The sequence below is a fragment of the Citrobacter amalonaticus genome, from assembly GCF_018323885.1.
GTDB lineage: Bacteria > Pseudomonadota > Gammaproteobacteria > Enterobacterales > Enterobacteriaceae > Citrobacter_A > Citrobacter_A amalonaticus.
In genome coordinates this window covers 124,152-150,124 of sequence record NZ_AP024586.1, presented here as the reverse complement: position 1 = coordinate 150,124, position 25,973 = coordinate 124,152, and the positions used below count along the sequence as shown (strand labels likewise).

Below are 25,973 nucleotides of genomic sequence, written 5' to 3'. Positions count from 1 at the left end.
CTTATGTAAAACGGCTAAAACGCCTCAAATCTTAAGTAGATTTAAGTATGAGAAATTATTTTCTAACTGTATGCTGACTCACATAAGTGCTTTTGTTATTGCAGCAATTATCGATTGTGCTGACACGGCCCCGGGGAACACCGTGATGTTTTTCGGCGTGGCGCCCGTTACAGTCATGACAACAATGCCTGGTGTGCCGGTCAGTCCCAGCGTTCTGGCCAGTGCGTCATTTTTCTCAAGCGTCGGGGTAAAATTCTCTTTGCCGGCATCGTGCCAGCCGGTTTTCGCAGCGGCCCGATCGATGTCCTCTTTTGTCAGCTCGCCTTCATTATTGCCGGTAGCATAAATCGCGTTGTGGTACGTGACATACGCCTCCGCTCCCTTCTGTTTCCAGACCGAAAGGCCGCGTTCGGCGGCCGTCTGCGAGTTTTCCCAGCGATCGGCAAAAATTGGCCACTCCTTAAAGACGTAGCGCACGTCCGGGTGGGTCTTCATGGGGTCCGCTTGGAAAACGGAATCTATGGTCACTCCCGTTTTTGCAACACCGATTTTGACGACAAGTTGGCTTGCTTGAATCTATCCGGCGTCTGAATGGGATTTTATTCCCGCGCCTCGATGAGTTCCGCGCCTGATGAACCTCCAGAAAATATACGGCTTCAATGAGCCTTTCCGTTTTACAGGTTCCTCAACAGGCCGGTGGGCCGTTAGTATCATCAATATCAGTATTCGCAAAACCAGATGAATGATTGTTTAAACTGGTGTATTTCTGCCTTTATGCTTCGTAAGTTTGCTGTCGCGCCGTCAGTGCCCAGGCTATTCTGGCCAGCTTGTTTGCCAGAGCACAGGTGACGACAAAGTTGCTTTTCCGACACAACAACTCCCTGACCCAGTCGGCCAACTTGCCAGACTGGTGTTCCAGTTTTTGTATGAATACCCTGGCACACTGAACCAACAAAGTTCGGATCTTTTTGTTGCCCCGCTTGCTAATCCCTAACAATGTCGTCCGACCTCCCGTGCTGTACTGTCGGGGTACCAGCCCTGTTGCCGCCGCAAAGTCACGGCTGCTGGCGTACTGCTTCCCGTCGCCAATCTCAGTTGAAATAGTACTGGCAGTCAGCGTTCCAACGCAGGGAATACTCAGCAAGCGCTGTCCAACCTCATCTTCGTCCAACTTTCGTTTCAACTGAGATTCCAGATCTTTAATCTGCTCAACAAGATAGTGATAATGCTGTTGTAATTTCAGCAGTAACTGGCTGAGATAAAGAGGCAAACTACTGTCCTCAAGAAGGGTACTCAGTCGACTAATAACGGCAGCACCTCGCGGAACGCTGATACCAAATTCCAGCAGAAAAGCATGCATCTGATTAGTTGTTTTCACCTTATCCTGAACCAGGGATTCACGGACACGATGCAGAGCTCGCATTGCCTGCTGAGATTCGGTTCTGGGCTGCACGAAACGCATAGATGGACGTGATGCTGCTTCACAGATAGCTTCAGCATCAACGAAGTCATTTTTGTTGCTTTTAACGAATGGGCGGACAAATTGCGGTGATATCAGCTTTGGAAAATGCCCTAACTCTGCCAGCTTGCGTGCCATAAAGTGAGAACCGCCACAGGCTTCCATCGCGATGGTTGTTGCCGGGCATGTCGCCAGAAATTCGATTAGCTTTGGTCGGGTGAATTTTTTACGGTAAACGGCCTTCCCACGATGATCCTGACAATGAATATGGAAAGAGTTCTTACCCAGATCGATACCAATAAGCGCAATGTTTTCCATGATGGTTCTCCGAATGAAAGCCTGTCCTCAGCATAGTACTGGGAAGGAGGGAGTGACCATCTCATTAATTATCCCACGCTAAGACTGTTTTTTGTACAAAGCGGTATCGACTGTACGTAATGAGCGGTATTTTCCGGATCCCAGCTTAAGATTATTACGCCAGACGTAATCTCCACTCAGATTGATATGTTCCCAGCCCAGGGGAGAAAGATGAGAGACCAGTTGCTCATTTATCGGGATACCCTTTCGTTTTAGTGACTCAATAGCTCTTTCTATATATACCGTGTTCCACAACGTGATCGCTGCTGTCAGTAATGTCAGCCCGCTGGCGCGATAACTCTGATTCTCCAGCCCACGATCCCTTATTTCACCCAGACGGTGCAAAAAGACCGCTCGCGCAAGGGCATTACGGGCCTCACCCTTATTCAGCCCCGCCTGCACGCGTCGGCGCAGACCGGGATCACGGAACCAGTCCAGCATAAATAGTGTCCGTTCGATGCGGCCAATCTCTCTCAGCGCTTTGGCAAGTCCATTCTGTTTTGGGTAACTGGCTAACTTTTTCATCATCAGTGATGCGGTGACTGTCCCCTGCTTAATCGAGGTTGCCAGGCGCAATACCTCATCCCAGTGCGACTCAATGTCTTTGATATTCAGGCAGGTTGTTGATATGACAGACTGAAGCCCCGGATAGCGCTCGGCCTTTCCATGAATAAACAGCCGCTTGTCATGAAGATCACGGATCCTTGGCGCAAAAGCGAATCCCAGCAGGTGCATCAGGGCGAAAACATGTTCAGTGAAGCCTGCGGTATCGGTGTAATGCTCGGTAATTTCCAGATCGCTTTCATGGTACAGCAGGCCATCAAGCACGTGGGTTGAGTCGCGCACCCGGCTGATCACTTTGGCGTAGAACGGGCTGTATTGGTCTGAGATATGCGTATAAATCTGCACGCCCGGCTCCTGACCATATTTAAGATTGACCTGACCGGCATAACGTCCGTGACTGCCTACCCGAAAGTTCTGCCCGTCTGACGACGATGTTGTCCCGTCGCCCCAGAATGCGGCCAGAGGCCGCTCTTTCTGTGCGTTGACCAGCTCGGCCAGTGCCGCTGAATAAGTTTCATCCCTGATGTACCATGCCTGAATACCTTCGAGTGACGATCTTGTGGCCCCAGGGCAGGATTCCGCCATTTTTGTCAGCCCAAGGTTGATGCCGTCAGCCAGAATGGTGGTCAGCAACAGTCTTCCGTCTTTTGGTCTGACGTTATTATTTTTGAGGTGCGCGAAGTGACGCGTAAATCCCGTCCAGCTATCAACTTCTTCCAGTATCTCCGTAATTTTCGGATGGGGAAGCATGCCATAGACCAAATCTGCAAAGGGCGAAACACCTGAAGGAACGCTGTTCTCCAGTGGAGTGATTTTTACGCCTTTATCTGAGATATCTACATCGGGCAAATCACCGGCAAGCGCCATCGCGTTAACTTCTTCCAGCCGAGATGCAAGAAGAGTCATACGGGCCTGAAGGTATGCCTGGCTATCGGTCTGAACGGCCAACTGTAACTGGTCATTATGTCGGGATTTCTCAAACTCAGCAGTCGGGATGAGATAATCATCAAAATTTTTGTAGCGGCGCGATCCTTTTACCCAGATATCACCGGAACGTAATGCACCCTTGAGTTCATTCAGTACGCAAAACTCGTAGTACTTGCGGTCGATGCCTGAAGGCGTGAGCACCAGTTTTCGCCAGCTTTCAGGGATAAACCCTGTTGGCGCTGATGGCGGCACTTTACGAAGTTGTTTACGGTACATTTCCGTTATGGTGTCCAGCGCATCGCTGAGCGCCTGCGCCGCAGGTGTCGCCATGAACTGCAATGCTGACAGCATACGCGGGGCATATTTACGCAACGTACTGTATTTTTCGGTGATCAGATGAAGCGCGTCGAAATTGCCCTTACGGGAAAGAAACCGCGTTTCTTCCACGCTGTTGATGAATTCCTGCCAGGGAAGGACATCTTCTATTGCAGTCCAGGGATCTTCCCCGGATTCTCTGGCGTTAAGTAACGCCTGCCCGACGGTAACGTACTGCTTCAGCTTGCTCTGAATAAGCTTTCCCGTTTGCTGGAGCCGTTCGGCCTGCGTGCGTTTTGCCCTGCTGAACAGACTACCCAGGATACGCTCGTGCAGATCAATCACTTCGTCAGTCAGGGTGGCCCTGGCCTCTGTTATTATACAAACCAGCGTAGCGTAACGTCTGACATCGGTGAATTTTGCCAGGTCCCTGCTGCTCATTTTCCGGCCCTCACGCGCCAGTTTAAGCAACCTGTTCTGGTGAACGGAAAGTGCAATACCATCAGGCAACCCCAGCGCAGCGATGGAATTAAGCCGGTCGATATGTTGCAGCACATTTTTACCGTTTATTTTACCCGGAGGCTGTAGCAGCCATGCCAGACGGGAAGGTTGTTCACCCTCTGATATGAGCAGGCTGTCGAGTGCTGATTTATGCTGCTTTTCCAGTTGCGCGGTAAGTGTCGAAAATACCGATCTGTTAGCGAGCGTGACGACTTCGGCAAGCGTCCGTTCGATCACTTCAACAGAAGGGAAAATAACATTATTGTTATGTAGCCAGCTGAGCATTTCTTCCGCCAGCATAAATCCTTTGTCAGTTCGCATGGCATAGGGGTGCAGATGGCGGATACAGTCTTTTTGCATTGACCGGCTGAACGGGGATAGTTCCAGGTAGCGATAAAGTTCGGTCAGATGTTCCCAGCGGGTTTGCTCTCTGGATGCATATTCCGGCCATAAATCAGGCTGAAGTTTCAGTCGGGAAGCAACCCTGGATACAACGCCATTGTGAGGAGCACTGCTTTTGTCCGGAATAAATCCAGGTCCACGCAGATAACAGAGTAATACAGCAAAGCCCAGGCGATTCGCTGGCCGTCGGTGCTTATTAATGAGCGCAATATCCGGTTCGTTCAGAAAACACATTCGGGTCAGAATAATTTCATCATCTGGTATAACCAGTAAGCGTTCCTGCTCTTCACTGCTCAGTATCTGTCGCCGTGGCATAAATGCTTCCCTCGCGTATAGTTTTCATCTGTTATTTGTTCGCTGTGACCGAAACCGGTCGGTTTCGTACACCAGTCTGAAAATATGTCCGAAAGTAAGCGAATTTTATTTCGTACAGGCGCTATAATTCGGACACCCTTTGAGTACGGAAAGTTTCCTATGTCACGAGTTTTTGCTTACTGCCGGGTATCCACTCTGGAACAGACCACAGAAAACCAGCGTCGTGAAATTGAGGCAGCTGGTTTCGCTGTTAAACCTCAGCGACTTATTGAGGAACATGTCAGCGGCTCAGTGGCTGCCAGTGAACGGCCAGGATTTGCCAAGCTGCTTGACCGTATGGAAAATGGCGATGTGCTTATTGTCACCAAACTTGACCGCCTCGGACGCAACGCGATGGACATCAGAAAAACGGTAGAGCAACTGGCTGTTTCAGATATTCGGGTTCACTGCCTGGCTCTTGGCGGTGTGGATCTGACCAGCCCCGCGGGGAAGATGACCATGCAGGTTATTTCTGCAGTAGCGGAATTTGAGCGGGATCTGTTGCTCGAGCGCACGCACTCAGGTATTGCCAGGGCAAAAGCAGCTGGAAAGCGGTTTGGTCGTCCTTCTGCTCTGAATGAAGAGCAGCAACTTACTGTGATTGCACGTATTAACGCAGGGAACAGTATCAGCGCTATTGCCCGGGAATTTAATACCACCCGGCAAACCATACTTCGGGTAAAGGCAGGACAGCATTCATCCTGAATGTAAATGTAGCTACGACTTTACAATTTGCTATGTGCCAGACATTTCAAAGAAAAATACCTGAATCGAGGGTTGAGGAGGATTTATGTACTGCCCCAAAATTTGACCTTGCCTGCCATTAGTTTATAGTATTGAGCGGCTTTGGTCTGATCTTGGTTCAGATCTGCCCCCTTTCATTTGCCTCGGGCAACAGTTCAGGCAATAGGTACACTCTCGCTTTGGAGAATCTGACAACCGTTATGCGTATTACGCCACCCTAAGCTTCCCCTTCCTCCGTCGTACTGAGCGAGCCTCAGAACGCACTCAATAACATCCCGTTTGCGGATGTGTTCTACCGTACATAAAAATATTGCCCTCAAGGGCTTACTGTATCTAAAACTGAGAAATTACTATGTTGCTGTCCTCGACGCGTAAGGACTGGCTGGGTAACGTCCGTGGTGACGTACTGGCCGGTATAGTTGTCGCGCTCGCGCTTATTCCCGAAGCGATCGCCTTTTCAATCATCGCCGGAGTTGACCCGCAGGTTGGGCTCTACTCTGCGTTCTGTATTCCCTTGGTTATGGCCTTCCTTGGTGGCCGCCCGGCAATGATATCGTCCGCTACAGGCGCGATGGCACTGCTAATGATCACACTGGTAAAAGACCACGGCCTGCAGTATCTGCTGGCGGCCTCGGCGCTGACCGGCGTGCTGCAACTGGCGGCCGGCTACCTGAAACTGGGTAGCCTGATGCGCTACGTCTCCCGCTCGGTGGTCACTGGTTTCGTCAACGCGCTGGCCATCCTCATATTTATGGCACAGTTGCCGGAGCTCACCAACGTTACCTGGCACGTCTATGCACTGACCGCTGCGGGCCTGGGCATCATTTATCTCTTCCCGTATCTGAACAAAACCATTCCCTCGCCGCTGATCTGCATCATCGTGCTGACCGCCATTTCCATGTGGCTTCACCTGGACGTGCGTACTGTGGGTGACATGGGCAAGCTGCCGGACAGCCTGCCGGTGTTTCTGATCCCTGATATTCCGCTTAACCTCGACACGCTGATGATTATTCTGCCGTACTCTGCGGGGCTGGCCGTTGTGGGTCTTCTGGAGTCGATGATGACTGCCACCATCGTGGATGACATGACCGACACGCCAAGCGACAAGAACCGCGAATGCAAGGCACAGGGTGTGGCCAACATCTGCACCTCGTTTATTGGTGGCATGGCAGGGTGCGCAATGATTGGCCAGTCAGTTATCAATGTTAAATCGGGTGGACGCGGACGACTTTCAACACTGACCGCCGGCGTAGTTCTGCTTTTGATGGTGGTATTCCTGCGTGAGTGGGTCTCCAAAATACCGATGGCAGCGCTGGTCGCGGTGATGATTATGGTTTCCATCGGTACCTTCTCCTGGCGGTCTATCAGCAACCTGCGCAGCCATCCGCTGTCAACCAGTGTGGTGATGCTGGCAACCGTAGTGGTAGTGGTGGCAACTGATAACCTAGCGTTTGGTGTACTCACCGGCGTGCTGATAGCCTCGCTGAACTTCGCCACTAAAGTAGCCCGCTTTATGGCGATCTCTTCTGAACTGGAGGACAACTCCCGTACCTACACTGTAGCTGGCCAGGTCTTTTTTGCTTCATCCGATCGCTTTATGAGCTACTTCGACTTCCGTGAAGCCGTTGAGCGTGTGGTGATTAACGTGACGCATGCTCATTTCTGGGATATTACCTCCGTGAGTGCGCTGGACAGAGTAGTCATCAAGTTTCGGCGCGAAGGCACGGAAGTGGAGATTAAGGGTATGAATGACGCGACCCGCACCATCGTTGACCGCTTCGGGGTTCATGACAAGCCTGAAGAAGTGGAAAAACTGATGGGCGGCCATTAATTTACTGGAGAAAGCATCATGAATAACACCGTTATTGCCTGCGTCGACGGCTCGCCGTCAACCCGTCCGGTCTGTGAGTATGCCGCCTGGGCGGCCGCTAAGCTTGGTACGCCGCTGGCACTGCTGCACGTACTGGAGAAGAGTGAGACTCCCGCCGTGTTTGACCTGACCGGGGCCATTGGTATTGACAGCCAGGAGCGTCTGACTGAAGAACTGGTCCGCGTCGAGGGTGAGCGCAGCCGGCTGCTGATGGCGCAGGGCAAAGCCGTGCTGCGCGACTGCGCGGAGCGGCTGAAGCAGGCCGGACAAACGGACGTACAGCTGCTGCAAAAGCACGGCGCACTGGACGATATTCTGGCTGAGCTGGGGGAAGTCCGCCTGATGGTGCTGGGTCGCCGGGGTACGCAAAATCAGGTGGGGAGCCATCTGGAGAGCGTCATTCGCCTGCAGAAAAAACCGGTGCTGATTGTGCCGGAGACGTTCATGCCGCCGGCACGGGTGATGTTTGCGTATGACGGCAGCAGTGAGAGCCGTAAAAACCTGTCGCGTCTGACGATCAGCCCATTACTAAGCGGCCTTACCTGTTATATTGTGATGGTCAACGGTGACACTTTAGCCCTGCAGGATGCGCAGGCTGTTCTTCAGGAAGCTGGTATCACAACGGAGGCCCGCCTGCTGGAAGACGAGTCCGTGACCGGCGCCCTGTGCCGCTACGCGGACGCTAATGATATCGACCTCATGGTAATTGGGGCCTATGGGCATTCCCGGTTACGGCGGTTCTTTATTGGCAGCCACACCACAGAAATGCTGTCAGAAAGCCATCAGCCCCTGCTGATGCTGCGATGAAACAGAAGGGCCTGATATCAGGCCCTTCTTCATAGGGAAAGAGGATGATGTGCATCACGGAAAAGTCGCATTATTGCGGTGCATCAGTCCTGATATCGGTGGCCAGCAGGCTGGCCCCAAGAATGTAGACCAGGCAGAACAACGCCTGTAGATGCAGGGTGACATGGTTATCTATCAGGACGCCCATGCTTACCGGAGATGCCCCGCGGGCAATCACGGTACCTGCCCCAACAGCTGAGCGCACCCTGGCTAGCTGCGCCGGACCAAACAACTGCACCCAGAGAGCGGTGGCAAGCGTTGAGGCAATAGCCGACGATACGCCGATCATAATCAGGTAAAAAGGCGTTACCCACAGACCGTTGCTGAGCCACAGCGCCAACATGGCTAGGGACTGTGGCATCAGTAACCACGGCAACAGCCTGCGTGGTGAAAGACGGTCAATCAGCGGGCCAAACTACAGCAACGATACCGCTTGGGTAATGGCGTAGGCAATAAACCATACCGCCACCCACGACAGCACACAGCCCTTCTCCTGCGCCAGCCTCGCTTGGTGGAAGAAGAAGCCGGTTGTGATAAAGGGGGAGGCCAGCACGACAGACAGCGCTAGCAGCAGGTTACGGTTTCTCCATACCGATGCCTCTTTTTCCTTCTCATCACCCCCGTTTTCTGAACGTGCGCAGCGGCTTATCTTTGCCGCTGGGCAAAAACATCAACGCTACCCCCACGCCAGCAACAAGCATACCGGCATTGATGCCCCAGGCAACCCTCCATCCCGTCAGCGCGCTTATCTGCAGCGCAATCACGGGAAAAACGGCCTGCGCCAGCGAGAGTCCCAGCGCAATGGCGCCGAGGGCCTTGCCTGCATCAAGGGGGAACTGACGCGCCGTTGCGGTCAGTGCGGTTGTACCATCAGTCCCTGACCGCCGAGGCGCAGAAAGTAAAACCCGATGCAGAGCATCCACGCAGACTGTGCGCCAGAAATCAGCAGGCAGGCCGTCAGTAACAGAAGGGTGACTGCCAGCGTGAAGCGGCTGGTCGTGGTGTAGTCGATCATCCGTCCGGCCCAGATCAGCGTGATGGCGCTCATCACCGTTCCGATCGCGTACAAGCCGCCCAGGCTGCCGTCGGTGAGCCCAAAGGCCTAGCGAAAATCTTGCCCGTAAAGTGACACAAAATAGGTCTGTCCAAAGCTGGACATAGCTATCAGCAGCGCACCGAACGTAAGGTGAGAAGCGTTATGAAGCATAAAACGAAAAAGATGACGCATGAGCTTTTTTAACCTGAAATAAGTTGCCCTGGATATACCGGTTTTCTCCATCACCATTTTAATAGGCGTTTCATGCCGGATAAGCTCCAGTGCGGCGGAAGATTTCTGATGAGGTTTCCGCCCAAATCTTACGCCTGCCGCCATTGCGATGACTCTGCCTTCGTTTAATTGTGATCTGCTCTAAAAGTCCGAATTATTCAACACAGCCACGCTAAAGGCCATCATTTACAAGTATCTCAGTATCCGGACTCTTTTTAAGTTCTTCTATAAACTGGGCGCAGTCATCTGTCAGTTCTCGTAGCAGATCATTTTGTGCAAGTTGTAGGGACATTATTCTGATACCGATAATTTTGGTTTGCAGCATGCGAGCCAGGCGCGACGGAGCATGCTCTGGCCTGTCAGGATCCGCGACATATCCCATCGAAATCGCATCGCTAAAAGCATCACTGAAAATACTCTCCATTGTCAGCAAATGCTGTCTTATTAAGTTTTTCATTTCACCCTCGTCGTTCTCCATTTCGAGTAGGCTTTTCACCAAAAAACAGGCGTAAGAGGGCTGGCCGTCTGGTTTTTCCTGTGCAAAGCAGCAGAGTAGCGTCAGAAGGCCGTCCAGCGGGTTCTGCTGCGCCTGAATAACAGACCTGGTTTTATCTGCCTGGTGTGTCGCATAGACTGACAGAGCTTGCGTAAACAAACCTGCTTTGCTGTCGAAAGAGGCATAAATACTTCCAGGACGCATATCCAGTGCCATCTCAAGGTCTTTTATTGATGTGTTGCTGAAACCTTTACGCCAGAACACATGAATTGCCCTGCCTAACGTTTCCGACTTGTCATGTAATGTTGGTCTTGCCATTTATCTCACTGAATTATATAAAATAATATAATTATTGAGTGAACGCTCAGGTTTTTATTGAGTGATCACTCAAATTCATCTATCTTAAACCTACTCTATTTGCAGAGTGCAGTAAATATCCGTTTTTATAAAAGTCATCATCCGGACCGGAGCTCATATGACAGACGATAGTGACACGCCAGAAACGAAAGGAATTCTCTTTTTTGATGTGAATGAAACCCTTCTGGATACTGCTTCGCTCAAAGAGTATGCAGGAAAGAGGCTTGCCAACAGGCAGGACCTTACCGACGTCTGGTTCACCTCTTTGTTACACTATTCACTTGTTGAAACCGTTACCGGTTCCTGGCACCGCTTTGGCGATATTGCAGAGGCTGTGCTTGAGATGACTGCCGAGCGGTACGGCATATCTTTAGCTGAATCTGACGAGCCACTTTCGGCAGTGCTTGCTTCATTACCTGCACATCCTGATGTAGCCAGGGGATTATCAGCACTGAGCCAACAGGGCTTTACACTGGTCGCCCTGACCAACTCATCTGCTGAACTCGCTGAGAGCCAACTCCGTTCAGCCTGCATCGATGGCTATTTCAGTAAGACCCTCAGTGTTGAAGAGTTGTGTAAATACAAACCCGACCTGAGCGTTTACAACTGGGCAGTCCATTTGATGGGAAGACCGGCCTCAGAATGTATGCTGATTGCAGCACATGGCTGGGATGTAGGAGGAGCAAAACTTGCGGGGATGAAAACCGCATTTATAGCCAGAAAAGGGCAAACTCTCTATCCCCTTGCACCCAAACCAGACTTTGTTGCCAGAGATATTTTCGCCCTTTCGCAAATCATTAATTCGTTAACTGGAGAGAATATATGAAAGATTTTACTTTACACACGCCGGAAAATGCACCGGGAAAGAGCAAGGTGTTACTTGAGAACATAAAGAAACGTGCAGGCTTCGTACCCTCGCTCTACGCGGTAATGGCCGAGTCGCCGGAGTTGGTGGAAGCTTATCTTAAGCTCCATGAATTGTTTCTCCATACCAGTTTCAATAATGACGAGAAAACCGTGGTGTGGCAGGCAATTAATGTAGAGCACAACTGCCATTATTGTGTGCCTGCTCATACGGCAATTGCACATTCAATGAAAGTCAGTGATGACATCATAAATGCATTGCGGGATGAAACACCGCTTCAGGATAGCCGCCTTGAAGTCCTGAGGTCGTTCACTCTTGCGGTAATACGCAAGCGCGGTGAGGTCACTGAGAATGATGTGGAAACCTTCCTTGCAGCAGGGTTCACCCGTAAAAATATTCTTGAGGTCATTCTGTGCGCCGCTCAGAAGACAATTAGCAATTACACAAACCATATTGCTGACACACCACTAGATGCACCTTTCAGTAAGTATGAATGGAAGAAGAAATAATTTTTCATTTTACGGCCTGCAGTATCAATGCAGGCTCTTTACTTTTTAAATGTTTGTTACGTTGCAGAACATTGATTATGCTGATTATGAAAATAACCAATAGAGTATACCTATATGACTGAAGGGACTGACTACGTGCTTTTAAATCTTTAAACCAGAGGGATTGCAATATATTGGTTAATACTACCGGGAGAGTGTATGGGCACCAAAGCCACGAAAAGTTTGATTGAATCAGCACAGAGAGGCGACATAAAAGCAATGTCTGCGTTGCTTGCCACCACTCAGGCTGATGCCCGTCGCTATGCCCGCCGACACTGCCATGCAAGCGATGTCGACGATGCTGTACAGGAGTCATTGCTGATAATTTCGCGTAAGGTCACTGCCCTTAAAGTCGCAGCTGCCTTTTCCTCGTGGTTGTTTACCGTCATCAGGAGGGAGTGCCAAAAACTTCAGCGAATGATGTTCCGGCATGTCGCTCTGGATCACGATATTGCTGAAACTCTCCTGCAGGAAAGAAGCCCGGACTCACTTCGCCTAGACCTGGCCAGAGCTCTTAGGTCTTTGCCTGCTCATTATCTCGACGTGATTCTCATGCGAGATTTTGAAGAGTTAACTATAGCCGAAATATCTTCCCAACTAAATGTAAGTGTTGGTGCTGTTAAAAGTCGTTTGCATCGGGCACGCGAGCTCATTCGTGAATCCCTGATAAGCACTGAGGGCTATTAGCATCACTTTTGAGTTGCTCAAAGATTTATTATCATGACTCGCTAGCCTGAATGGCTAGCTCTATGATTGTGATCATATCAGATGCCAGCGCCGGTCTGTTTGACCTTTCCGTAGTTGTTCTTAAACAATGAAACACCAGCGACAACCCGAGTCACTACAGTGATGCAACAAAGCGCTGAAAAACCATACGCTATCAGCGGAAACCAGCCAGGAAACAGACACATTAACAGTAGCACCAAGACCGTTTCGCTCCCTTCAGTCAGGCCGCCTAAATAGTAGAACCCTTTGCTTGGATACGCGGTACTCTCCATCCCCCGCTTGGCGGCGATAACGGCAAAGGCAAGAAAGCTGCACCCGGTCCCAATAAAGCTGTAAATCAAAATGGCCGCAGGCAAGGCGTTATTTGCCGGTATTGCCAAAGCAAACCCGAGTGGAATGGCGGAGTAAAACAGAAAGTCTAAAGTAATATCCAGAAATGCACCGCGATCCGTTGGGCCATCCAACCGGGCTACAGCACCATCCAGCAAGTCGGCCATACGGTTGAACACAATACACAGCAGCGCCCAGTAATAAGCATGAGCAATAAGCAATGGCACCGCCATCATCCCGATGCCAAAGCCAAACCAACTGATCCAATCAGCCTTTACACCACGGCGTTGCAATGTGACTGCGCACACTTCACGAATGTTACTGCTTTTTTTAAGCAAATAACGGTCAAACATCAGCTCTCTCCTCAAGCTTTTTCACGCGTCCATCCGGTGGAATATCTTGTTCGTCATGAGTAACCAGCAACGCGGGAATGCCACGCTGTTGAATATGACTGAAAACAAATTGGCGAAAACGCCCGCGTAAATGCTCATCCAAACGACTAAAAGGTTCATCTAACAGCAATGCCTCAGGTTCGGCGATCAGAGACCGCAGAACGCTCACCCTGGCGCGTTGCCCACCGGATAACGTCGCGGGATCTCGCTGATAAAACTCACCCAGTTCAGCATCTATAAGGCAGTTCTCAATATATTCTCTGCGCGACCTTTTACCTTTCAGCTGAGCCGGTAATGCCAATGCCAGATTTTGCCCTACACTCAAATGAGGAAATAACAGGTCATCCTGAAACAAAATACCAATACGCCGCTTTTCTGTTGGCAATCCATCTCTCCGAGTGCCGTTTAACCAGAGGCTTCCTGAACCGAAAAAATCCGGAGGTAACTCACCAATCATCCAGCCGAGCAAGGTGGACTTACCCGTACCCGACGCGCCCATCAAGGTTAATATCTCGCCGGGAGCCACATCGAAACATTGGTTTTGCAATAAGCAATTATCACCGCCGTGAATAGTACAATTTCTGACAGACAACATATTAGCGTAATCCTCGTCGATAATGGCCAACCAGCCGGCTAAGCGACACAGCCATAAAAAAGACGCAGCCTGGCAGAAGCAGCTGTAGCAAAGCATGAACGGCTAGTGCCCGCGGATCGCCACTGCCACTCAGCGCCACGGTTTCAGTCGTGACCGTGGCAAACCTCCCCGCTCCGGCATAGAGCGTTGGCAAATATTGGGCAACGCTGACAGAAAAACCGATCGCGACTGCGGCGAGCAGTGGCCGAGAAAGTAAGGGCCACTTTACCCTTAAGAGCACACGCCAATCGGATAACCCTAAAGAACGGGCGGCTACCAGCAAACGAGTGTCAAGATGCCGATACGCCGGCTCCAGTATCAGCAACATATAAGGAACTACCCACAATAAATGACTCCATACGACACCAGAAAATGTTCCGTCCAGCCCTAATCTCAATAGTACCTCGTACTGGCCCATCGCCAGGGGTAAAGCGGGCAGCAATAGCGGCAACCAGAGAAACTGCCCCCGTCGCACATCCCCCCATTCAAGCCAGGCAACCACAATAATCAAACCACACAAACTGGCCACGCCACCTAGTGTAAACGTAGTGAGTAACGACGCGTAATCCCCTCGTGACCAACCTACCACTGACCATACCTCAGGCAATAACCGAGGGTAAAACCAACTACCAGCCACTGACCAAAGCAACAATAACAGCAGGACCAGATAACCGATGGTTGTCATCATCATCGCCAACCCGCTCAAGAGTCGTTTAGCTGTCCCACCATACCGTCGGCCGGTTATGGGTAATGGACAATAGTGCAACAAACGCCAAAAGGCGTAGCCGCACAAGGATAATGCTGCCAATATCGCAGTCAACAACAGGACGGCGATCGTCCCTTTAGCCTGAATCTGAATATCAGGCTCGTTCAGCCATTGCCATGCCAACACAGCCAGGGTTGGCGGATTGCCAGGCCCAAGAATAATCGCAGTGTCCACTAAGGAAATGCTATATGCCGTCACGGCCAACAGCGCCCATGCCAGCTGCGGTAACAATTGCGGCAAAAGGATCACGAAGGCGCTGTGCCATCGTCCATACCCCAGAGTGTGGGCGATGGTGAGTTGGCGCTGTAAATCCGTGCGTTTAAGTAGAGCTCCCGCTATCCATAGCAGAAACCAGCTCTCTTTCAGCGCCAGTATGATACCCAGACCAATAGCATGAGGATCCCCATCGGCCAACGAGCCTAACCCCAATCGTGCCAACCATCCCGTCGGGGCAAACAGGAACAGGCTTCCCGTAGCAAAAGCGACATGCGGAACGGCAAGTAGCATCGGCAAACGACGTTGATAACGTTGCCACGCTTTTCCCGGGTAAATTCCGACAATCACCAATAAGCAAAGCAGCAAAGCACCGACGCTGCCGATCAGCGATGAAGTCAACGTGGCGATCAGTGCTTGTCGCCATTGCCCGTCGAGCCAGAATGCCAACCAGCTATCGCCGTGAAAAGCGGGGGATAACATCAACCAGAGGCCTGGCAGCAAGGGGGAAAAGATCAAACTGACCCCCCCCCATGCGATCCCTCTGCCGAATGTAGAACGTAGTAAGGGCATCAATGTACGCCGTAACGCCTCAGCCATTCCGCCTCAAGAGCGGCGGACCACCCCGCATTCGGCTCACTCAACACGGGGACAACCATCCCTGCCGAGGGAGAGATATCGTGCATTGTCCGCCGTAATTCTGGCGGTAGTTTATCGCTATCCAACACACTAGGATCGCCCCAGTAACGCGGATCGGCTTTGCGGATCTGCGCACGAGGCGACAGCAGGAAGTTGGCCAATACCTGAGCGCCCGCTTTGGCATTGGCATTAACTGGAATGGCGACAAAATGGACATTCCCCACCATCCCTTTACTGAAACCAAAGGTGTAGGCCGAATCAGGTAATTGCCCGTTGGCAATCAGGCTGGCGGCGTGGGCAGGATTAAACGTAAGAGAAATTTTTAACACGCCATCGGCCAGCATACGATCCATACGTGCTGCCGATGCGGGAAAATCTTTACCTTGCCGCCACAACGAGGGATGCAGTTGATCGAGATAATGCCATAGCGGGGCAGTGACTAAGGCAAATGTTTTAACATCGGGAGGTTGTTTTAATAACTGCGGTGTCGGGCTGAGTGACAACAACAGTTGTTCCAAAAAGGCCATACCGGTGAAGTCCGGTGGCCGTGGATAACTCAGTCGGCCTGGCTGCTCTCGGGCAAGAGTCAGTAATGCCTGTGGATCGCTGACGGGTTGTGATAACTGCCGCCGATCGGCAATGAATGTCAATTGTGCGCTTCCCCAGGGAGACTCAGCCCCTTCTGTCGGAACGGAAAAATCCTCACGAACCGGCAGAGTCAAATTGACATAGCGCCAGTTGGGGAGACGCTCTGCCCAACCGCCGTAAAGCAACCCGGCCTGCTTTAGTGTGCTAAAATTTTCTCCATTAACCCACAGTAGATCTATCGAGCCTTTTTGCTGCCGTCCAGCAGATGCCTCGGTTTGGATACGACGCACGGCATCTGCCGTATCAGCCAGCGGTACCCGTTCTACTGTGATGGCATAGTGTTGTTTCATTTCTGTCGCAACCCAGCGCAGATAGTTATTGGCTGCAGTATCACCCCCCCAGGCGTTAAAATAGACGGTCTGTCCTTGCGCCTGCTGTTTTATTTCATTCCAACGGCTATCCGCTATCGCCTGTAACGACATACCAAGCGCCAGTATAGGCACCCACATTTTCCATCCTGCCTTTTGCAACATTCCATCCACCCTGTTGAAATTACGTTGACAGTCATAGACTGTGCCGTTGGATGAATCGCCGGTCGAGAATATCTTTCCATACCCCGGCCCATTTCCCTTCTGCGCTTAAACCAGCCCAACTCATTATGGCGCCGCCTTGACCATCGGCCAGCAGTGCCACTGCTCTAGATTGTGGCCTGAAGGGCCTCAATGATTCCTGCCGTGCTGCGCGGCGCAAATTTTCCTCCAAGACTGCCCCTTGTCGCACCGCATATACGCCACTTTTAGGCGTATCGGGGAGCGTTGCGCAATCACCCGTTGCAAAAACATGTGGATGCGATGCACTTTGTAGCGTGGTAGTGATTTGAATGAATCCACGATCATCACAGGATAATCCGGAAGATTGCCACCAGGATGCGGGCGCAGGCCCGCTGGCCAAGAGTACCCGATTACCCTCCCAAACAATTTGTTGTCCACTCAACAGACCGTTTCCCTGGATTGCATCTATTGGGCAATGTTCCTGCACTTGCACTCCCGCCCGTTTCAGGTGGTAGTGCGCACGTTGGCGTACCCCGGGAGCATGCGAGCCTAACAGCATATCTGAACAGAACAGAGTCAGTGACGGCGTCTGATTCGACATAGCCAGTGCCAGCTCCACACCCGCGGCGCCCCCGCCAATTATTGCCAGGGATCCCGGATGCCGCTGCCAGTGTGCAAGGCGAATCAAAAAGTCGGCAAAGGGTTTCACCGGCAATACGTCCATTACGGATGAAAGATTGTGCGGAGAACGCAATGCCGCGCCGGTATTCAAGGACACACATTCCCCCTGTAGTAAACGTCCATCTTCCAAACTAACGCGGCCAGTCTGCGCATCCAGTGCTATCATCTTCCCCTGCATCAACGTCACTCCTGCTGCGAGACAAAGAGGGCTTAATGGAATACGACACTGTTCGGACTGATAGCGTCCAGCAAGTAATCCCGGGAGCATGCCTGAATACCAGGCATCGGGCGAAGGTGACAGTAAAGCAACATCGCCGAACGGCGCGCCCACGTCAACCCAGTGGCGTAATACCTCCAAATGAGCATGACCGGCACCAATCAGCAGCGTCCCAAAGGTTTTCATCGCCCTAAACTCCATTGGTGAAAACGCGCTAACCAGCTCAACACGCGTTGAGGTGCATGATTGCGCTTCCACTCTCCGGCTACATACTTATTTGCTTCACTCAGCGTTGGGTAAACATGAATAGTGCCCAATATTTTATTTAGCCCATAACCCTGTTTCATGGCTGAGACGTATTCGGTGATAAGTTCACCAGCTTGCTCCCCCACGATAGTCGCACCCAAAATGCGATCTTTTCCAGGTGCAGTCAGCACCTGAATATAGCCGTGGGCTGCATCTTCTGTAATGGCCCTGTCCAGCTCAGCCAGATTAAAACACGTGGTTTCATAGGCCACACCGGCCTGTTGAGCCTCTTGCTCATTAAGCCCTACATGCGCGACTTCCGGATCGGTGAACGTGGTCCGCGGCATAATTCGGTAATCCACGGGAAAGCGTTTGAATGAGCCAAACAAGGCATTCACCGCGGCATACCACGCCTGATGTGCAGCCGCGTGGGTGAACTGATACGGACCAGTGACGTCTCCGACTGCAAAGATATGCGGAAAACGGGTGGCCAGAAAGTCATCGGTTTCAAGCGTACCGTCGTCCCGAATTTTCAACGACAGTGTCTCCAGCCCGAAGCCACTCACGTTGGCCCGGCGGCCCAGAGCCAGTAACACCCGGTCGAATGGCAGCACAACGTCACTACCATCAACCTTATTACGACATTCCAGCCATTGCTTATGCCCTTCACAAACGAAACGCTGTGCCTGATGTGCCAATCGCAGATCCACACCGTCGGCCCGCAAACTATCCATGATTACTTCAGCGGCCAATCGGTCCTCACGCTTGAGCAGACGTTCACCTCTGACCACCATCGTTACGGCACACCCTAAACGCTGGAAAGCCTGAGCAAGTTCGCAGCCTATCGGCCCCCCCCCCAGAATGAGCAGTCGTTGCGGTTTCTCACGCAGCATCCAGATATTTTCCGTCGTCAGCGGCGCGATGTGTTCTATACCGGGAATAACAGGAATAACCGGTCGAGCGCCGGTGGCAATGATCAGAGAGCGGGCACTTAACTGCCGCCCGTTCACCGTGACATGCCAAGGTGATGTCACGGTGGCAGCCCCCGAGATGACTTCCACACCAAGCTGAGTATAGCGTTCCACTGAATCATGTGGCTCTATGCGCTGCACCACCTGCTGGACTCTTTCCATTACCGCAGAAAAGTCCACTTCGCCAGCAACATGCCGGAATCCCAATGCGGATGCCTTTGTCAGGTCGTGCGCCAGCCGGGCCGCACGGATTAATGCTTTGGAAGGTACACACCCGGTATTAAGACAATCTCCGCCCATAGGTCCTTTCTCGATCAATGTGACCTTTGCTTTCACTGCCGCCGCGATATAGGCGGACACTAATCCACCGGAACCTGCGCCGATCACAATGATGTTACGGTCGAAATGACGTGGTTTTGGCCATGGTTTGTCACGTTTACGGGCATTTAAATGATTTATTACCCTGCGAGAAATTAGCGGGAGTAGCCCCAGCAAGACAAAAGCGCCAATTATCCCGGGGGAGATAATATCTGTCAGCGATTCTAATTGCCCCAGAGCCCGTCCTGCATTGACGTACACCAACGTACCGGGCAACATGCCTAACTGACTCACCCACCAAAACGTTGAAACAGGCAATCGAGTGAGCCCCATTGCCAAATTGATTAGAAAGAATGGAAATATCGGTACCAGCCGCAGTGCAAACAGGTAGGAAGCCCCCCCTTGATGAATATTCGTGTCAATTGCCATCAGGCGTCGGGCAAAACGCTGCTGTATCCATCCACGTAGCAGGAATCGGCTCATCAGTAAAGCCAATGTGGCACCCAATGTAGAAGCAAAGGAAGCCAGTAGAGTTCCGACCGTTAAACCAAATAGTGCACCAGCCAACAAAGTCATCAGCACTGCGCCGGGTAAGGAAAGTGCTGTGATCAGCACATATAACAGAAAGAACAAGCACCCCGATAGCAGCGGTCTGTTAACCACCCAGTGGTTTAATGCAGCCTGGCTATTCTTTATTCCGGCCAGGCTCAGAATGTGGCCTGATGAGTAAAATAGAAAAAGCCCGGCCAAAATAAATATGGCAACCAATAATAATCCCTTGCCTAAATTCATATGCTGCACCCTTTGTCAAAGTAAACTTACAGAGCCTTATAAACTGCATTAAAATCAATTTCATAGTGAAATACACCGACCATTAAAAGAGCTCAATGTATAACAACTTTCGATTTGCAAACGGCCCTCTTAAAAGTCTGGTTGCCGAAAAACGGGTATGCATGCTTTTTGTGATGGCAGCGTAGGTCCAGTTGCTCTGCGGATCGGTGAAGGGTTTACTCAGTCATGTTTCGCCTTTGAGTATCAGTAAATCAGTCATGTCGTCCACACCCCCTGTGGCGGCGTAGCGGTTCACTTCTGGCGATTAATCCCACGGAATATCAACCAGTCGAGTGACAGGTGACCGGACCCGTTTGTTATAAGAAAAAGAGATGAAGTTGCCCAGAGGGCATGCGTCGGCCAGGCATCGGGGTACACAAACACCTCGATCACCAGTGTCATGCTCAGAATACCGGCGGCGGAAAGGCGAGTCGCCAGCCCGATGACAAGCAGGAATGACAGTATATGCTCGGCACTAGCCGCCATGACTGCCGCAATCTCGGGAGGCAGGACGGGCAGACGATATTCATTGCGGAACAAAGCCAAGGTACCCGCTGTAATATGCGGCCATCCCAGTTGCAGGGGCTCGCCTCCCAGAATATTGATATGCAGTCCGTCAACCTTTGTTTGTCCCGACAACCAGAAGGTGGCCGCCAGTCCAAGTCTGGCGAGTATCGCAACGACCTCACTGGCATAGCGCGCAGTTCCTTGCTGCAGGGAGGTGCGCCATCCGCGGCAATGTGCAGCCCACTTCATAAAGTCTCTCCGTTAACATCGTGTGAAAAATTCAAAACCAGTCCGCGATGTATCAGCCCCCGCAGAATGAGTGTGGGTTCAAAAGCTGCATCACAGTCCAGACCGTCCTCCAGTGCCTTCATTAGCGTTTTACCTGCCATCAGTGCATCAACGAATCGGGCACTGGCCAACTGTATTGGCTGGACCATAACATCCAGGTGCGGGCGAAACAGCATGACACTCTGCGGCTGAGCAGGATCAACAAATTCAGTTTCCATTCCCTGGTCCCCGTCGCGGTCACGCATCCACAAAGAAAAGATGGCCCAGGATGAGCACATCAGCTGCAGAGATGGATGCAGTACGACCTTAAGCATCATGAGTTCTTCCGGCAGAGAAGAATACACCGGTGCAGCCGCATCCCCGGCATGCGAGGCGCGAATAAATGCCATATCCATCCGCGCCAGGTCGCTAAGCCAAGGATAATCTCTCAGCGGCTCAAAGGCCGCAATAAACGCCGGCATGTTGCTACCATAGAACGCCAGTACCGGTGAGTCTGGCAGGTGTTGCCGGATATAGCAGGCGGACATGGCGGTAAAAAAGGCCTCCCCGACCTGAGTACGTATCGTCGGGAAATTATCCGCAAGGGCTTCGGTCAGTGAAACCATAACGTTATTACGATAAATTCCATAACGCTGTGCCGGATCGCTGCCATTCCAGGTCCGTAATCCTAGTGGTGCTTCAAGTTCTGGCCTCAGTAACGGATAGCCGAAGGCTGATTCATAATCAGGCTCAGAGGGATCGCAGGTGATAGTCTGCACGCTTAACCTCCTCCATCAGTACTGAAAATGCGGGAATATTGCTGTCCCATTCAATGATCGTGGCAACCGGGCCGGTATGACGCAGTGCTGTTTTATAAAGCGCCCAGACTGGGTCGGATACCTGACAGTCATGACTGTCTATCAGCAATGGTGCCCCCATACTGTCCAGAGATTGGGTGTGACCAGCCAGATGTATTTCCCCCACATGCTCAGTGGGAAGTTCCTGTAACATTGTAACGGCATCATAATGGTGATTAATGCTGGAAATATGAAGATTGTTAATATCAAGCAGCAGGCCGCATCCGGTCCGGCTGAGGATCTCGGTTAAAAAAGCAGTCTCGGACCAAGTCGATGCAGCAAACTCAACATAAGTAGCCGGATTTTCCAACAAAATCGGACGCTTCAGCTTCTCCTGGACCTGATCTATGTGGCTGCACACACGCAGGAGTGTTTCTTTGGTGTATGGCAAGGGCAGTAGGTCATTGAGAAAATGTGTCTGATGTGTTGACCATGCCAGATGCTCCGAAAAAGCGGCCGGCTGATATTGTTGGACCAACCTGGAAACTTCCTCCAGATGGGCTCTGTTCAGGGGGGCCTGCCCTCCAATAGACATGCCAACACCATGAATAGACAACGGGTAGTGTCTGCGAATACGTTGCAGATAGTGGTGAAGCGGTCCGCCCGCAACGAGATAGTTTTCGGCATGGACCTCAAAAAAACCTATATCCGGCTGGTCATCAATTATTGTTGAAAAATGCTGGGGTTTGAGGCCAGTTCCTGCGCGCAGGGGGAGATGATGGTTTATCGCCCTGGCAGGGTGACCATCATAAAGAGCTGGCATCGGGTTTATGGCAGTCATTCTGGTGGCCTCCCTGAGTGACGGGTTATTATCAGGACGCTTTTTCGGTAAAGGCCTGTAACTGACCTTTACCGGTTGGCGATGTGGATGAGTCAGTTTTCAGGCAGGTACCGGTAGGTACCATTTTGAATGCATTTCCCTGATAATCGTTTTTGGCTGTTCCTGCACAGGTCGTACCTGCCCCTGCCTTACAGTCATTTTTTCCTTTCAGGGCTACGCCAAAACATTTCTCCATAGCCGGTTTGTCGGCGGCAAAGGCTGTCGTCGATGCGGAAGCCAGTACGCTCCCCAGCGCCAGGGCAACTACAGCAGCGGTGTGTTTTTTCATGTCAGTGTTCCTATGAATGTCACTTTGTGACGGGATAAAATGGCCCCATTAAACGTATCGGGGAGCCTTTTGACTCGGCAGTGCCTCCATGAAAAGACACTCGCTGAGAACCTGATTACTCACTGTCGACTATCCGATAACGAATGGCTATTACCTGTTACTTCAGGGCGGCAAAAAGGTAAAAAAGTGCATATCCCACGACAATGATGAGCAATACCCTGGAGACAATGCAGGGTTGGCAATTTTGTCCATCCAGTCCGCAGTAGGCACCGATTTTTGGAGTGTTTTCGTCTTTCATAGTTTAATCCTTGTCAGGTATCCCTCCCTGTTTATTCGGCAGGGTGTCCCTGCGTTAACGGGGAAGTTGTCATACGTCCGTAAGTGTAACCAAGGACAGCCCCCCAAATCAGATGCAGTATTAGTGTCATCACCGGCGCCATAATACCCAGTGTTATGCCGAAGAATCCGGCACCGGCCATGGGCATCGGTATTAACATCATCAACAACCAGGCCAGTACGGAGAACATTAGTCCTTTCTTTGTGGCACTTTGCCCCGGCAACCGGTTATACAACAGCGCAAAAAGCAGCCCCCAGAGTACCGTGCCGATCATGAAATGAGCGAGCCAACCAATGTTCAGCCCCGCAGAAATACCCATCATGGAGTGAGCCATACCGCTGAGCATGCCGACGGGGTTGAGTTCGGGCATGATGCCCATAGAACTTTTCATCACCATCAGAGCAGACAGCACGATGGTTGCGATGAAGCCTGCTGCCATGGATTTCAGATAACGATTCATATTTTTCCTCTATCTTTAGGGAAGTGGTTACTCCGGATTTAAGGGCTGGACGATGTCGCGCCATACCATTACCCAATAAGAGGGGGGAACAAGGGAAAAGGATTCGGGGAGAAGTAAAAAAAATGAAAATTGAAGTGATGGTGATCAAGAATTATCTTCTTGTGTTCCGCTTGGCGGGCGGGAAAACGCACTGCCACAAGGTGCTGCGTCTGGCAAGTTCTATAAAGTAGGGAACGGTATCAGCATCACTGATGATGAAAAAGCTGGCAAGTCATCCGAAACAGAATGGTCTGGCAAAGGCGCTGAGAGAGATTAGGCGTATCGAAAGGTGACTGGTTCAGGGATCCTTCACTGCGTCGACGTGCACAGGCGGGGCTGAATAAAGGTGAGGCGCGCAATGCCCTTGCCCGAGCGTTTTTTTACACCGGCTGGGCGAAATCAGAGATCGGGGGGTGGAGATTCATTACTATCGAGCCAGCAGTATGACGCTGCTGATTGCGGCGATCTCACTGTGGAATACGGTATATATAGAAAGAGCGATAAATTCTTTGAGACGGAAAGCGATACCGATTAATGAGCAACTGATTACCCATTTGTCCCCGCTGGGATGGGAACATATCAACCTGAGAGGCGATTACGTCTGGCGAAAAAAAACTCAAACTGGGACAGAGTAAATATCGCGCCTTACGCTCAGTGGATAGTAGCCTATACAATAAACAGGCTTAGCGTAGGATATTTAATGAGATGGTCACTCCCTCCTTCCCAGTACTATGCTGAGGACAGGCTTTCATTCGGAGAACCATCATGGAAAACATTGCGCTTATTGGTATCGATCTGGGTAAGAACTCTTTCCATATTCATTGTCAGGATCATCGTGGGAAGGCCGTTTACCGTAAAAAATTCACCCGACCAAAGCTAATCGAATTTCTGGCGACATGCCCGGCAACAACCATCGCGATGGAAGCCTGTGGCGGTTCTCACTTTATGGCACGCAAGCTGGCAGAGTTAGGGCATTTTCCAAAGCTGATATCACCGCAATTTGTCCGCCCATTCGTTAAAAGCAACAAAAATGACTTCGTTGATGCTGAAGCTATCTGTGAAGCAGCATCACGTCCATCTATGCGTTTCGTGCAGCCCAGAACCGAATCTCAGCAGGCAATGCGAGCTCTGCATCGTGTCCGTGAATCCCTGGTTCAGGATAAGGTGAAAACAACTAATCAGATGCATGCTTTTCTGCTGGAATTTGGTATCAGCGTTCCGCGAGGTGCTGCCGTTATTAGTCGACTGAGTACCCTTCTTGAGGACAGTAGTTTGCCTCTTTATCTCAGCCAGTTACTGCTGAAATTACAACAGCATTATCACTATCTTGTTGAGCAGATTAAAGATCTGGAATCTCAGTTGAAACGAAAGTTGGACGAAGATGAGGTTGGACAGCGCTTGCTGAGTATTCCCTGCGTTGGAACGCTGACTGCCAGTACTATTTCAACTGAGATTGGCGACGGGAAGCAGTACGCCAGCAGCCGTGACTTTGCGGCGGCAACAGGGCTGGTACCCCGACAGTACAGCACGGGAGGTCGGACGACATTGTTAGGGATTAGCAAGCGGGGCAACAAAAAGATCCGAACTTTGTTGGTTCAGTGTGCCAGGGTATTCATACAAAAACTGGAACACCAGTCTGGCAAGTTGGCCGACTGGGTCAGGGAGTTGTTGTGTCGGAAAAGCAACTTTGTCGTCACCTGTGCTCTGGCAAACAAGCTGGCCAGAATAGCCTGGGCACTGACGGCGCGACAGCAAACTTACGAAGCATAAAGGCAGAAATACACCAGTTTAAACAATCATTCATCTGGTTTTGCGAATACTGATATTGATGATACTAACGGCCCACCGGCCTGTTGAGGAACCTGTAAAACGGAAAGGCTCATTGAAGCCGTATATTTTCTGGAGGTTCATCAGGCGCGGAACTCATCGAGGCGCGGGAATAAAATCCCATTCAGACGCCGGATAGATTCAAGCAAGCCAACTTGTCGTCAAAATCGGTGTTGCAAAAACGGGAGTGACCATAGATTCCGTTTTCCAAGCGGACCCCTTCATGACTTTTTCCAGCTCTGGTGCCACCGAGCTGCAATGAATGCACTGGTAATCAAAGAACTCGATGACGGCAACCTTTGCATTCTCCGGCCCGAAGGCCGGCGTATCCGCGTCGTTCAGTAGTGCTGCCTGGTTATCCATGACCCTGACAGCAAACTGCAGCTGCTGCCGTGCTTCCTGCTGCTCCTGCAGTTTCTGGCTGACGACAACCAGCACTTCCGGGTGCGCCACCAGGTATTCTGCGGCAATCTCGCCGATCTTCGCTTCCTGCTCTGGAGTGAAGACTGGCTGAGGAGCCGAGGCCTGCGCCATTGAATTAATACCAACGTATGTTGTAACTATTAAAGCGGTTAAGGTACTCAGTTTCATGTCG

27 protein-coding genes and 1 pseudogene are annotated in these 25,973 nt (G+C 51.2%); 8 read left to right on the top strand and 20 right to left on the bottom strand.

Translation table 11 applies throughout. The features are described 5' to 3' along the window. Positions 1–78 precede the first annotated feature (78 nt). From KI228_RS23060 to KI228_RS23050, 3 genes are all read right to left on the bottom strand, one after another. Positions 79–495 carry a thioredoxin domain-containing protein gene (locus tag KI228_RS23060; protein ID WP_141227249.1) on the bottom strand — a complete coding sequence of 139 codons (417 nt, stop codon included), beginning with the start codon at positions 493–495 and terminating at the stop codon, positions 79–81. A gap of 277 nt (positions 496–772) precedes the next feature. Then, positions 773–1,777, bottom strand: a complete 1,005-nt coding sequence (locus tag KI228_RS23055) for an IS110-like element IS5075 family transposase (protein ID WP_000427614.1) — start codon at positions 1,775–1,777, stop codon at positions 773–775. Between the two features lie 78 nt (positions 1,778–1,855). Beyond that, complete coding sequence (locus tag KI228_RS23050) at positions 1,856–4,840, bottom strand: Tn3 family transposase (RefSeq protein WP_021242989.1); 2,985 nt, start codon at positions 4,838–4,840, stop codon at positions 1,856–1,858. Between the two features lie 159 nt (positions 4,841–4,999). On the opposite strand from KI228_RS23050, the gene KI228_RS23045 reads away from it, so the two are divergent. The 3 genes from KI228_RS23045 (at position 5,000) to KI228_RS23035 (ending at position 8,300) form a co-directional block, all read left to right on the top strand. Next, positions 5,000–5,584: a recombinase family protein gene (locus KI228_RS23045; protein WP_141227248.1), complete on the top strand. Its 585-nt coding sequence runs from the start codon at positions 5,000–5,002 to the stop codon at positions 5,582–5,584. 391 nt (positions 5,585–5,975) lie between these two features. Continuing rightward, entirely contained in the window at positions 5,976–7,454 is a 1,479-nt protein-coding gene (locus KI228_RS23040; RefSeq protein WP_077779981.1) for a SulP family inorganic anion transporter, read from the top strand. A gap of 18 nt (positions 7,455–7,472) precedes the next feature. Further along, on the top strand, positions 7,473–8,300 hold the full coding sequence (locus KI228_RS23035) for a universal stress protein (protein ID WP_044067598.1): 828 nt from the start codon (positions 7,473–7,475) through the stop codon (positions 8,298–8,300). 70 nt (positions 8,301–8,370) lie between these two features. Here KI228_RS23035 and KI228_RS24390 read toward each other — a convergent pair whose 3' ends face one another. From KI228_RS24390 to KI228_RS23025, 4 genes are all read right to left on the bottom strand, one after another. Further along, positions 8,371–8,700 (bottom strand): hypothetical protein, encoded by a 330-nt coding sequence (locus KI228_RS24390; RefSeq protein WP_224267605.1) that lies wholly within the window; start codon positions 8,698–8,700, stop codon positions 8,371–8,373. Between the two features lie 253 nt (positions 8,701–8,953). Further along, a complete protein-coding gene (locus KI228_RS24385; protein ID WP_224267606.1) occupies positions 8,954–9,262 on the bottom strand; it encodes an MFS transporter in 309 nt (102 codons plus the stop codon). After that, a complete protein-coding gene (locus KI228_RS24380; protein ID WP_040063706.1) occupies positions 9,193–9,387 on the bottom strand; it encodes a hypothetical protein in 195 nt (64 codons plus the stop codon). Before KI228_RS24380 ends, KI228_RS24385 begins: the two co-directional genes overlap by 70 nt. Positions 9,388–9,778: 391 nt before the next feature. Next, positions 9,779–10,420: a TetR/AcrR family transcriptional regulator gene (locus tag KI228_RS23025; RefSeq protein WP_040063704.1), complete on the bottom strand. Its 642-nt coding sequence runs from the start codon at positions 10,418–10,420 to the stop codon at positions 9,779–9,781. Between the two features lie 157 nt (positions 10,421–10,577). Here KI228_RS23025 and KI228_RS23020 point away from each other — a divergent pair, with 157 nt between their 5' ends. From KI228_RS23020 to KI228_RS23010, 3 genes are all read left to right on the top strand, one after another. After that, positions 10,578–11,285 carry a haloacid dehalogenase type II gene (locus KI228_RS23020; RefSeq protein ID WP_040063703.1) on the top strand — a complete coding sequence of 236 codons (708 nt, stop codon included), beginning with the start codon at positions 10,578–10,580 and terminating at the stop codon, positions 11,283–11,285. Then, complete coding sequence (locus KI228_RS23015) at positions 11,282–11,833, top strand: carboxymuconolactone decarboxylase family protein (protein WP_040063701.1); 552 nt, start codon at positions 11,282–11,284, stop codon at positions 11,831–11,833. Before KI228_RS23020 ends, KI228_RS23015 begins: the two co-directional genes overlap by 4 nt. Before the next feature lie 198 nt (positions 11,834–12,031). After that, a complete protein-coding gene (locus KI228_RS23010) occupies positions 12,032–12,559 on the top strand; it encodes an RNA polymerase sigma factor (protein ID WP_040063699.1) in 528 nt (175 codons plus the stop codon). Between the two features lie 77 nt (positions 12,560–12,636). On the opposite strand, the gene KI228_RS23005 is transcribed toward KI228_RS23010, so the two are convergent. The 12 genes from KI228_RS23005 to KI228_RS22950 all read right to left on the bottom strand — a co-directional run bounded on the left by KI228_RS23005 (position 12,637) and on the right by KI228_RS22950 (position 23,512). Further along, entirely contained in the window at positions 12,637–13,281 is a 645-nt protein-coding gene (locus KI228_RS23005; RefSeq protein WP_044067597.1) for a CDP-alcohol phosphatidyltransferase family protein, read from the bottom strand. Beyond that, positions 13,274–13,915, bottom strand: coding sequence for an ATP-binding cassette domain-containing protein (locus KI228_RS23000; protein ID WP_040063697.1), 642 nt, complete (start codon positions 13,913–13,915; stop codon positions 13,274–13,276). The genes KI228_RS23005 and KI228_RS23000 overlap by 8 nt, the downstream gene beginning before the upstream one ends. Position 13,916: 1 nt before the next feature. Further along, the gene (locus KI228_RS22995; RefSeq protein ID WP_125026362.1) at positions 13,917–15,416 is read right to left on the bottom strand and encodes an ABC transporter permease; all 1,500 of its coding nucleotides are present in this window, start codon (positions 15,414–15,416) and stop codon (positions 13,917–13,919) included. A gap of 89 nt (positions 15,417–15,505) precedes the next feature. Next, complete coding sequence (locus tag KI228_RS22990; protein ID WP_371830788.1) at positions 15,506–16,690, bottom strand: ABC transporter substrate-binding protein; 1,185 nt, start codon at positions 16,688–16,690, stop codon at positions 15,506–15,508. A 34-nt stretch (positions 16,691–16,724) separates the two neighbouring features. Further along, complete coding sequence (locus KI228_RS22985; RefSeq protein WP_040063692.1) at positions 16,725–17,795, bottom strand: FAD-dependent oxidoreductase; 1,071 nt, start codon at positions 17,793–17,795, stop codon at positions 16,725–16,727. Next, the gene (locus KI228_RS22980) at positions 17,792–19,936 is read right to left on the bottom strand and encodes a dihydrolipoyl dehydrogenase family protein (RefSeq protein ID WP_040063690.1); all 2,145 of its coding nucleotides are present in this window, start codon (positions 19,934–19,936) and stop codon (positions 17,792–17,794) included. The genes KI228_RS22985 and KI228_RS22980 overlap by 4 nt, the downstream gene beginning before the upstream one ends. A 291-nt stretch (positions 19,937–20,227) precedes the next feature. Then, positions 20,228–20,731 carry a DoxX family protein gene (locus KI228_RS22975; RefSeq protein WP_052318400.1) on the bottom strand — a complete coding sequence of 168 codons (504 nt, stop codon included), beginning with the start codon at positions 20,729–20,731 and terminating at the stop codon, positions 20,228–20,230. Then, on the bottom strand, positions 20,728–21,528 hold the full coding sequence (locus KI228_RS22970; RefSeq protein WP_052318399.1) for an HvfC/BufC N-terminal domain-containing protein: 801 nt from the start codon (positions 21,526–21,528) through the stop codon (positions 20,728–20,730). The genes KI228_RS22975 and KI228_RS22970 overlap by 4 nt, the downstream gene beginning before the upstream one ends. Then, positions 21,500–22,387 carry an MNIO family bufferin maturase gene (gene bufB / locus KI228_RS22965; RefSeq protein WP_040063688.1) on the bottom strand — a complete coding sequence of 296 codons (888 nt, stop codon included), beginning with the start codon at positions 22,385–22,387 and terminating at the stop codon, positions 21,500–21,502. The genes KI228_RS22970 and bufB overlap by 29 nt, the downstream gene beginning before the upstream one ends. A gap of 31 nt (positions 22,388–22,418) precedes the next feature. Next, entirely contained in the window at positions 22,419–22,715 is a 297-nt protein-coding gene (locus KI228_RS22960; RefSeq protein ID WP_040063687.1) for a BufA1 family periplasmic bufferin-type metallophore, read from the bottom strand. 157 nt (positions 22,716–22,872) lie between these two features. Next, positions 22,873–23,013: a hypothetical protein gene (locus KI228_RS22955; protein ID WP_154708701.1), complete on the bottom strand. Its 141-nt coding sequence runs from the start codon at positions 23,011–23,013 to the stop codon at positions 22,873–22,875. 31 nt (positions 23,014–23,044) lie between these two features. After that, entirely contained in the window at positions 23,045–23,512 is a 468-nt protein-coding gene (locus tag KI228_RS22950) for a DUF6789 family protein (protein WP_040063686.1), read from the bottom strand. 182 nt (positions 23,513–23,694) lie between these two features. Between KI228_RS22950 and KI228_RS22945 the strand changes: the two are divergent. Continuing rightward, positions 23,695–24,238 (top strand): annotated as a pseudogene (locus KI228_RS22945) (Tn3 family transposase); the annotation flags it as partial. A gap of 78 nt (positions 24,239–24,316) precedes the next feature. Next, positions 24,317–25,321: an IS110-like element IS5075 family transposase gene (locus tag KI228_RS22940; RefSeq protein ID WP_000427614.1), complete on the top strand. Its 1,005-nt coding sequence runs from the start codon at positions 24,317–24,319 to the stop codon at positions 25,319–25,321. Positions 25,322–25,519: 198 nt separating this feature from the next. Here the strand turns inward: KI228_RS22940 and KI228_RS22935 are convergent, their stop codons facing one another. Continuing rightward, positions 25,520–25,969: a DsbA family protein gene (locus tag KI228_RS22935; protein WP_141227247.1), complete on the bottom strand. Its 450-nt coding sequence runs from the start codon at positions 25,967–25,969 to the stop codon at positions 25,520–25,522. Positions 25,970–25,973: the final 4 nt, after the last annotated feature.

Coding starts and splice junctions, on each gene's coding strand:
- KI228_RS23060 (WP_141227249.1), bottom strand. CDS start 495: ATGAAGACCCACCCGGACGTGCGCTACGTCTTTAAGGAGTGGCCAATT.
- KI228_RS23055 (WP_000427614.1), bottom strand. CDS start 1,777: ATGGAAAACATTGCGCTTATTGGTATCGATCTGGGTAAGAACTCTTTC.
- KI228_RS23050 (WP_021242989.1), bottom strand. CDS start 4,840: ATGCCACGGCGACAGATACTGAGCAGTGAAGAGCAGGAACGCTTACTG.
- KI228_RS23045 (WP_141227248.1), top strand. CDS start 5,000: ATGTCACGAGTTTTTGCTTACTGCCGGGTATCCACTCTGGAACAGACC.
- KI228_RS23040 (WP_077779981.1), top strand. CDS start 5,976: ATGTTGCTGTCCTCGACGCGTAAGGACTGGCTGGGTAACGTCCGTGGT.
- KI228_RS23035 (WP_044067598.1), top strand. CDS start 7,473: ATGAATAACACCGTTATTGCCTGCGTCGACGGCTCGCCGTCAACCCGT.
- KI228_RS24390 (WP_224267605.1), bottom strand. CDS start 8,700: ATGCCACAGTCCCTAGCCATGTTGGCGCTGTGGCTCAGCAACGGTCTG.
- KI228_RS24380 (WP_040063706.1), bottom strand. CDS start 9,387: ATGAGCGCCATCACGCTGATCTGGGCCGGACGGATGATCGACTACACC.
- KI228_RS23025 (WP_040063704.1), bottom strand. CDS start 10,420: ATGGCAAGACCAACATTACATGACAAGTCGGAAACGTTAGGCAGGGCA.
- KI228_RS23020 (WP_040063703.1), top strand. CDS start 10,578: ATGACAGACGATAGTGACACGCCAGAAACGAAAGGAATTCTCTTTTTT.
- KI228_RS23015 (WP_040063701.1), top strand. CDS start 11,282: ATGAAAGATTTTACTTTACACACGCCGGAAAATGCACCGGGAAAGAGC.
- KI228_RS23010 (WP_040063699.1), top strand. CDS start 12,032: ATGGGCACCAAAGCCACGAAAAGTTTGATTGAATCAGCACAGAGAGGC.
- KI228_RS23005 (WP_044067597.1), bottom strand. CDS start 13,281: ATGTTTGACCGTTATTTGCTTAAAAAAAGCAGTAACATTCGTGAAGTG.
- KI228_RS23000 (WP_040063697.1), bottom strand. CDS start 13,915: ATGTTGTCTGTCAGAAATTGTACTATTCACGGCGGTGATAATTGCTTA.
- KI228_RS22995 (WP_125026362.1), bottom strand. CDS start 15,416: ATGTTATCCCCCGCTTTTCACGGCGATAGCTGGTTGGCATTCTGGCTC.
- KI228_RS22985 (WP_040063692.1), bottom strand. CDS start 17,795: ATGAAAACCTTTGGGACGCTGCTGATTGGTGCCGGTCATGCTCATTTG.
- KI228_RS22980 (WP_040063690.1), bottom strand. CDS start 19,936: ATGAATTTAGGCAAGGGATTATTATTGGTTGCCATATTTATTTTGGCC.
- KI228_RS22975 (WP_052318400.1), bottom strand. CDS start 20,731: ATGAAGTGGGCTGCACATTGCCGCGGATGGCGCACCTCCCTGCAGCAA.
- bufB (WP_040063688.1), bottom strand. CDS start 22,387: ATGACTGCCATAAACCCGATGCCAGCTCTTTATGATGGTCACCCTGCC.
- KI228_RS22960 (WP_040063687.1), bottom strand. CDS start 22,715: ATGAAAAAACACACCGCTGCTGTAGTTGCCCTGGCGCTGGGGAGCGTA.
- KI228_RS22955 (WP_154708701.1), bottom strand. CDS start 23,013: ATGAAAGACGAAAACACTCCAAAAATCGGTGCCTACTGCGGACTGGAT.
- KI228_RS22950 (WP_040063686.1), bottom strand. CDS start 23,512: ATGAATCGTTATCTGAAATCCATGGCAGCAGGCTTCATCGCAACCATC.
- KI228_RS22940 (WP_000427614.1), top strand. CDS start 24,317: ATGGAAAACATTGCGCTTATTGGTATCGATCTGGGTAAGAACTCTTTC.
- KI228_RS22935 (WP_141227247.1), bottom strand. CDS start 25,969: ATGAAACTGAGTACCTTAACCGCTTTAATAGTTACAACATACGTTGGT.